This is a genomic window from Pseudomonadota bacterium (assembly GCA_010028905.1).
Taxonomy (GTDB): Bacteria; Vulcanimicrobiota; Xenobia; order RGZZ01; family RGZZ01; genus RGZZ01.
Map to the genome: position 1 here is coordinate 1 of RGZZ01000322.1, position 5,886 is coordinate 5,886.

Annotated in this window: 6 protein-coding genes; all 6 read left to right on the forward strand. The window is 67.9% G+C overall.

The genetic code is table 11. The features are described 5' to 3' along the window. The first annotated feature begins 91 nt into the window (after nt 1-91). Nucleotides 92-760: a hypothetical protein gene (locus EB084_18040; protein NDD30161.1), complete on the forward strand. Its 669-nt coding sequence runs from the start codon at nt 92-94 to the stop codon at nt 758-760. Nucleotides 761-842: 82 nt separating this feature from the next. Continuing rightward, on the forward strand, nt 843-1,688 hold the full coding sequence (locus EB084_18045; GenBank protein ID NDD30162.1) for a hypothetical protein: 846 nt from the start codon (nt 843-845) through the stop codon (nt 1,686-1,688). Then, nucleotides 1,685-2,275: a type II secretion system protein gene (locus tag EB084_18050; GenBank protein NDD30163.1), complete on the forward strand. Its 591-nt coding sequence runs from the start codon at nt 1,685-1,687 to the stop codon at nt 2,273-2,275. Before EB084_18045 ends, EB084_18050 begins: the two co-directional genes overlap by 4 nt. Then, complete coding sequence (locus tag EB084_18055; GenBank protein NDD30164.1) at nt 2,272-2,841, forward strand: hypothetical protein; 570 nt, start codon at nt 2,272-2,274, stop codon at nt 2,839-2,841. The genes EB084_18050 and EB084_18055 overlap by 4 nt, the downstream gene beginning before the upstream one ends. Next, nucleotides 2,838-5,198, forward strand: coding sequence for a prepilin-type N-terminal cleavage/methylation domain-containing protein (locus EB084_18060; protein NDD30165.1), 2,361 nt, complete (start codon nt 2,838-2,840; stop codon nt 5,196-5,198). The genes EB084_18055 and EB084_18060 overlap by 4 nt, the downstream gene beginning before the upstream one ends. Continuing rightward, nucleotides 5,198-5,886 (forward strand): prepilin-type N-terminal cleavage/methylation domain-containing protein (locus EB084_18065; protein NDD30166.1); only part of this gene is annotated, 689 nt, incomplete at its 3' end. The genes EB084_18060 and EB084_18065, both read left to right, overlap by 1 nt.

Consider the following 5,886-nt stretch of genomic DNA (forward strand, 5'->3'; position numbering starts at 1 on the left):
ACCTCGAGCGCAAGGCCGAGAGCGGGGGCGCCCGCAGCGATACCGCTTCGGCTCCGCCTGCAGCCCGCAGCGCAAAGGAGGTTGCCGCGTGATGACGCCAGCACAGACCGCGCCCCCCCGCGATGCTTCCCGCACCCCGGACGCCTTGACCGAGTGGTCCGGCGACGCGGTGCTCGACGAACCCGTCCGCGCCCTGCGCAGGGTGCTCGAACGGCTCACGACCGGCGACTTCGCCATGACTGCTGACCGCATCGACGGCATCGTGTCACACGTCATCGGCGTCGCGCAGCAGGCCCTCGATGCGGGCCGAGAGCGCCTCGCCGAGAGCCTCGATCGCCTGGCCGACGTGCACGGGGTGAGCGAGAGCGCAGCCATCATCGACCCGTTCAATGCGGTGCAGAAGCGCATGAACCACGCGCTGCGCGAGATCGGAGATGTGCTCTCACAGGCGCGCGCACCTCACGACCTCATGCGCTTGCGACCGCGTCTCGATCTCGCCGCCCTCGGCGTCGAGCAGGCCTCCGAGAACCTCCGCGCGCTCACCGCCGTGGCCGATGATCCGAGACTGACGACCGTTTATCTGGGCGCGGCCCCATCCGTGGGCGCGGTGTCGGCCCTGCAGGCCATCGAAGGCGCGGCCGACGCCCTGGGAGGCTGGTTCGACGGTCCCGACACCGCACTGCTGCACGCAGCACTGGCCCATCTCGAGACCGCACGAGCGCAGGTCGTTGCCATGCTTGCGGAAGCCTCGCCCCCCTGATCTGCAAACCCTCCCCTCCAGACGTCGCTCTTGAAGCCCCTCCCGCAGAGGGACGGCGCGAGAAGAGCAAGAAAACGAGGCCATGGCAGCGCAGCACCACGAGACGCCGATACGTCTTCCTCGCCGACGGGGGTTCTCGGTCCTCGAGACCATCGTGGCGCTGTTCATCCTCGTCGCGGCAACGGCGCTGTCGGCCAAGATGCTCGGAATCTCGCTGCGCGTGTCCGGCACTGTCAGAGACGAGGCCATCGCGCTCACGATAGCGGAGCGTCGCCTTCACCAGATTGAGAATGCCACGGCAGATCCGGGCTTTGCCTTCGCCTCGGGCTTCGACACCCTGCCAGAGATGGCCACCGCACCAGACCACGACTTCCCAAACTTCACCGTCTCTGCCTCGAGCGCCCCTCGCACCGTGTTCTCCCCCGTGACCGCACCGAACGCCGCGATTCGCAACAACGGCCGTCTGCCCGCGAGATTCGACGGCTGTGCGCGGGTGGTCAAGGTCACCGTCTCCTGGGGTCACAACACCGATGCGAGCCTTCGGCCACGCACGCTCTCCATCTTCGGACTCGTGACCGAGCCACCCAGACGGCTGGCCTCATTCGCCCTTACGCCCTCGGGGGCAACCTCGCTGGGCAGCGAACCGCTCACGTTGCAGGTACAAGGCAGAGACCCGGACGGACGAGACATCGGTGACCTCGTCTACACCTGGGAGGTGATCCCCCTCAGCGGCAACATCACGATGAAGCTGCTCGACCAGGGCAACGGCTCGAAGGTCGAGCTCACCAACAGCTATACGTTCCCAGACGGGGTTCGCCGACGCACCGGTGGACGGGTGCGCATCCGGGTTCGCGCAACGTGCGGCGGGCGCGAGCTCATTCTCGACCCTCCCCTCGACCTCGACCTCGGCGCGGCGGGTCCCGCATGAGCGCTCGCGTGACACGCCATGGCTTCACGCTCGCGGAAGCGCTGGTGGCGCTCTTCATGATCGGGGTCTGCATGACCGTGGCAGCCCGGCTCTTCGCCAGCGGACGCGACGCGATGATGCATGAAGAGACGGGGCTCGCCCAGGTTCGTACCGCGCGACTGTGTCTCGAGACCCTTCGCGGCGACATCGAGCAGGCAGATGCTGCGTCGCTGAAGGGCGCAGGTTCCGCGGCCGATCCCCTCGTCATGCAGCGGGCCGACGCATCGCGCGCCATTCGCAGGCTTGCGCTGCCCATGCCGTTCACACCATCGCCGGACGCCTCCCCCTCGACACTTCCCACGCCGTCGCTCGTGACCGTCAAATGGTGGCTCGACACAAGCACCCATGCCCTGGTGCGCGACGCGGGCGGCGCAGCGCTCAGCGTGGGCAGCGAGATCTCGGGCTTCACGGTGAACCCGCAGACCCCCCCGTCCGCGCCACCGCATGGACCCTGGGTCTCGATCCGCCTCGAGATCGGCGAAGGGCCATCCGCCCTGACCTTCACCGATCTGATACGTCCTCACCTGCTGGGAGGGGAAGCCCCTTGAGGCGTCGCGGGTCGGCCCTCGTCCTGGCACTGCTCGTGGGAATCGTGCTGCTGCTGCTCGGTCTTGGCCTTCTCGTGATGCAGTCCCGCGCCTACGATGAGGCCCGTCTCCTGCGCGAGCACGCGCAGGCCGGGCTGCTCGCGCGGGCCGGCGTCAAGAGCGCGATGCTTCGCCTGATGCGCGATCGGCGCTTCCCTCCCCGCCTCGGCGGCCGCACGGTCTACGGGTACACGGAGACCCTCCCCGACCCGGACAACCCTGACATTCCCGTGGGCACCTGCAGCGTGACCATCGACGTATCGCGCCGCGGGTCGGCATCCCGAGCGGCACCGAATGCCGCCGCGACCTACCTCTACCCGTGGTACACCCTCCGCGTTCGCTCGGTGGGCGCAATCGCCGATGCCAATGGCCGGATCCGCGCCTCGCGTGCCCTGCAGGCCGAGATCGATGTGTCGCCCGCGCAGCGCGGTCAGCTGCCCGTCTACCACCCCGAGAACGACAGCGTCGAGGTCACCAATCCGCAGTACTTCCGATGTCTGCGATGGGAGGATGACGCCTCGCTGTGACGATCGGAAACCGCGCTGCGCAACGTGCCCGCAAGGGGTTCACGCTCCTCGAATCGCTCATCGTCATCGGCCTCGTGGGGATTGCCTTTGCCATCGGATTCACGGCCGTGCACACCTGGCGTTCGCGCACGGGCGTGCGCGCCGCGGCCCAGCGCCTGCTCGCCGACCTCTCCTGGGCGCGGCAGCACGCCATGGCCACGGGGCTGCCCACCGGGCTGATGTTCGCACAGACGGCCGCAAGCCCTGGGTATCAGGTGGTTCGCGCGCGCGATGATATCAGCGATGTGCCCGACATCGAGCGCGACGTCTTGTGGGACGAGAGCGACGGTCTCGTTTCCTGGAGCGGGTCATGGGACGGTCTCCCCTTCAGCGCAACCTATCCCCCCTCAATAGGTGCCGCCGACGCGCGACTCGATGCCTGGGTGAGGACGCTGGGGGCTGAGGGCCGACGCTGCCTGATCTTTCGGGCCAACGGAACCACGATGGGGGAGAACATCCCACATGTCGACGGCGAGAGATATCTGGCCGTCTGCTCCGGCCTGCGGTATTCCGCCGACCACCTCGATGCTGCGGGGCCGTCGTACACGGTGCGCGTCTCGAGTCTCGGCGGTCTGTCGCTGATCGAAGGGCTGCCAGGAAAGCCGGTCGCTGCCGAGCCCCAGCCTCGTCCCGCCCTGGGTGGATTGAGCGCGCACCTCGCCCCTCCCAGATCAGTGAACCACGACCCCGAGATCGACGCCCCCATCGAGATAACGCCCCTGCCGAACCAGAGCCTCCTGCCATCGGGGGCTGACGCGCAGGTGCGCCAGGATGGCTCTCTGTCGCTCGTGATCACCGCCTCCGACGCTGACGGAGACCCTTTGTGGTGCGCATTCGGCTCCTTCGACGCAGGCCCGTTGTCTGACACCCCCCCATCCCACCCAGACGGTACCGTTCCGACGCAACGCGCCGGCGGGGGCGTCTGGTCGGTGGGCGGGAACGGTCCCGAACCGATGCACTACGATTCGACCCGCGAGCGATGGGTCGCCACCGCCGAGTGGTACCCGCCGAGAGAAGCGCCGCTGGGGTCGTGGTTCTCGCTCGGCGTGCGCGTCACCGACGGGCGCGGTGGTTCGTCGACACGATGGCTCGTCATCCAGATCACGCCCCCCGGCGGCAGCAGGCTGTGCTACTGCAAGGTGCCGGATGACTGGTACTACGTCGTTGACAACGCCAACGTGCCGCAGTTCGGTGGGGTCACCCTCGTGGCCAGCGCCGTGGGCACAGAGGAGACGCGGCTCCCGGACTACGGCCGATCGTGGATCCAGTATCCCCTTCTCTTCAGCCATGACGGTAACTGGCTGCTCACGCAGTCTGTGTACATCTACGTAGAGGGCCCATCGAATCGCGCCCCTCGTCTCAGACTCATCGACGTCGATTCGGGTGATGTGGTGACGATGCCCGGTCTCGACGAGATCGCCCGGACCTTTGCCGCAAAAGAGCACGTCGAGGTTCTCGACCTCTCGCCGGATGGCAGCCATGTGCTCTACCATCGCACGGGCCCGCTGGTCGAAGGTGCCGAAGGCGCCTGCACCTTCAGCGACACCGATGGGTCGGGGCTGTACATCGCATCGCTCGATGGAGACAACCGGGAGGATCGTCGCCTGACGACCCACGCGCTCACATCTCCCGTGCAGGCCCGCTTCGGACCCGCGGGCCACGTGGCCGCCATTGCGGGGCGTCACCTCATGATCTGGGACCCGGGCGCCACCTCTCCCGCTGACGCGTGTCACCCGACCCCTCCACCCACGGCGGTGCCGAGCGCCTCTTCAACCCCTTCGCCGCCTCCTGTGATGGGCTTTCGCTGGCGGTCAAAGGTGAATCAGCCTCCATCCATCGCAATCGCGCAGGACGGCGAGATCTACGAAGCCCACGAGGTAGACGGGCACTGGCTGCGCGACACCACCCTCGTGACCCGCGAGGTCTCGGGGGGCAGCACCGGGCTCGTCGCCATCTCGGGCAATGACCAGTTCGTCGCCTGGACCGCGCGCGTCCCCGTGAGACGATACGTCTACACCGTTGAGTCGAACGACGATTCCGCGGGCAGCCACTACGCGCTTCGGGCGCCTGTGGTGTCGACGGCCCACTGGATGCTCCTCAGCGGCCAGACCACCCCCACGCCCCTCGATGACGTGGCGGGCCTCCTCTGGCTTCCCGATTTTCGTCAGATCGCCGTGTGGAAGAGCCCGGGAGATGACCAGATGGGCCCTTACGAGCTCATCGACCTCACGAACGGCACGCATCAGACCCTCGTGCAGAACGCAGCATCGCTCGTCGTGCAGCCACCGCGCACGAACCGGCGATACAACAGCTACTGATGCATCTTCGCACAGACGCGCAGACGGCCAGATCGAAGCGGGGGTTCACCTTGCTCGAGATTGTCGTGGCGATCGGCCTGATGGCCCTGGCCTTCGCCATCGGATTCACGGCTGTTCGCGTGTGGCGAACCCGCACCGGCGTGAGGGCGGCCGCCCAGCGCCTGATGGCCGATCTGGCCTGGGCGCGCCAGAGCGCCATGACCACGGGAAGCCCGGTCGGCCTCTTCTTCTCGCCTTCCGCCGCCGGTCCCGGCTACCATGTGGCCCGCGCCGAAGCGGGCCTCACGGGAGAGACCGCCCTCGAACGAACCGTGGCATTCGACGACGACGAGGGCCTCGTGGTCTGGTGCGGGCAATGGGAAGGAACCACGACGAGCAACGACTTCCCCGCAAGCGCCGGCGCCACCGACCCCGCGGCCAAGGCGTGGCTCGATCGAGGCAGCGCCCAGTGGCGGTCGGTGGCCTTCACCGCGAACGGGCTGCCGATGAGCGTGAACATGCCTCATGCGTCAGGCACGCGCTACATCGCGGTGTGCTCCGGCGCCGAGGGGGAGGGCGACGCCCTGCGTGCAGCCGGCCCGTCGTACACCATCGACATCTCGCCGATGGGCCAGATGTCGATGCGCGAGGGCATCCCGGGCTTCCAGACCGCACCGGACGGTTTGGGAAAGCGAAACTCCCCCGCCCT

Excerpts from the sequence above, each read along its gene's own strand:
- EB084_18040 (NDD30161.1), top strand. The coding sequence starts at position 92 with ATGACGCCAGCACAGACCGCGCCCCCCCGCGATGCTTCCCGCACCCCG.
- EB084_18045 (NDD30162.1), top strand. The coding sequence starts at position 843 with ATGGCAGCGCAGCACCACGAGACGCCGATACGTCTTCCTCGCCGACGG.
- EB084_18050 (NDD30163.1), top strand. The coding sequence starts at position 1,685 with ATGAGCGCTCGCGTGACACGCCATGGCTTCACGCTCGCGGAAGCGCTG.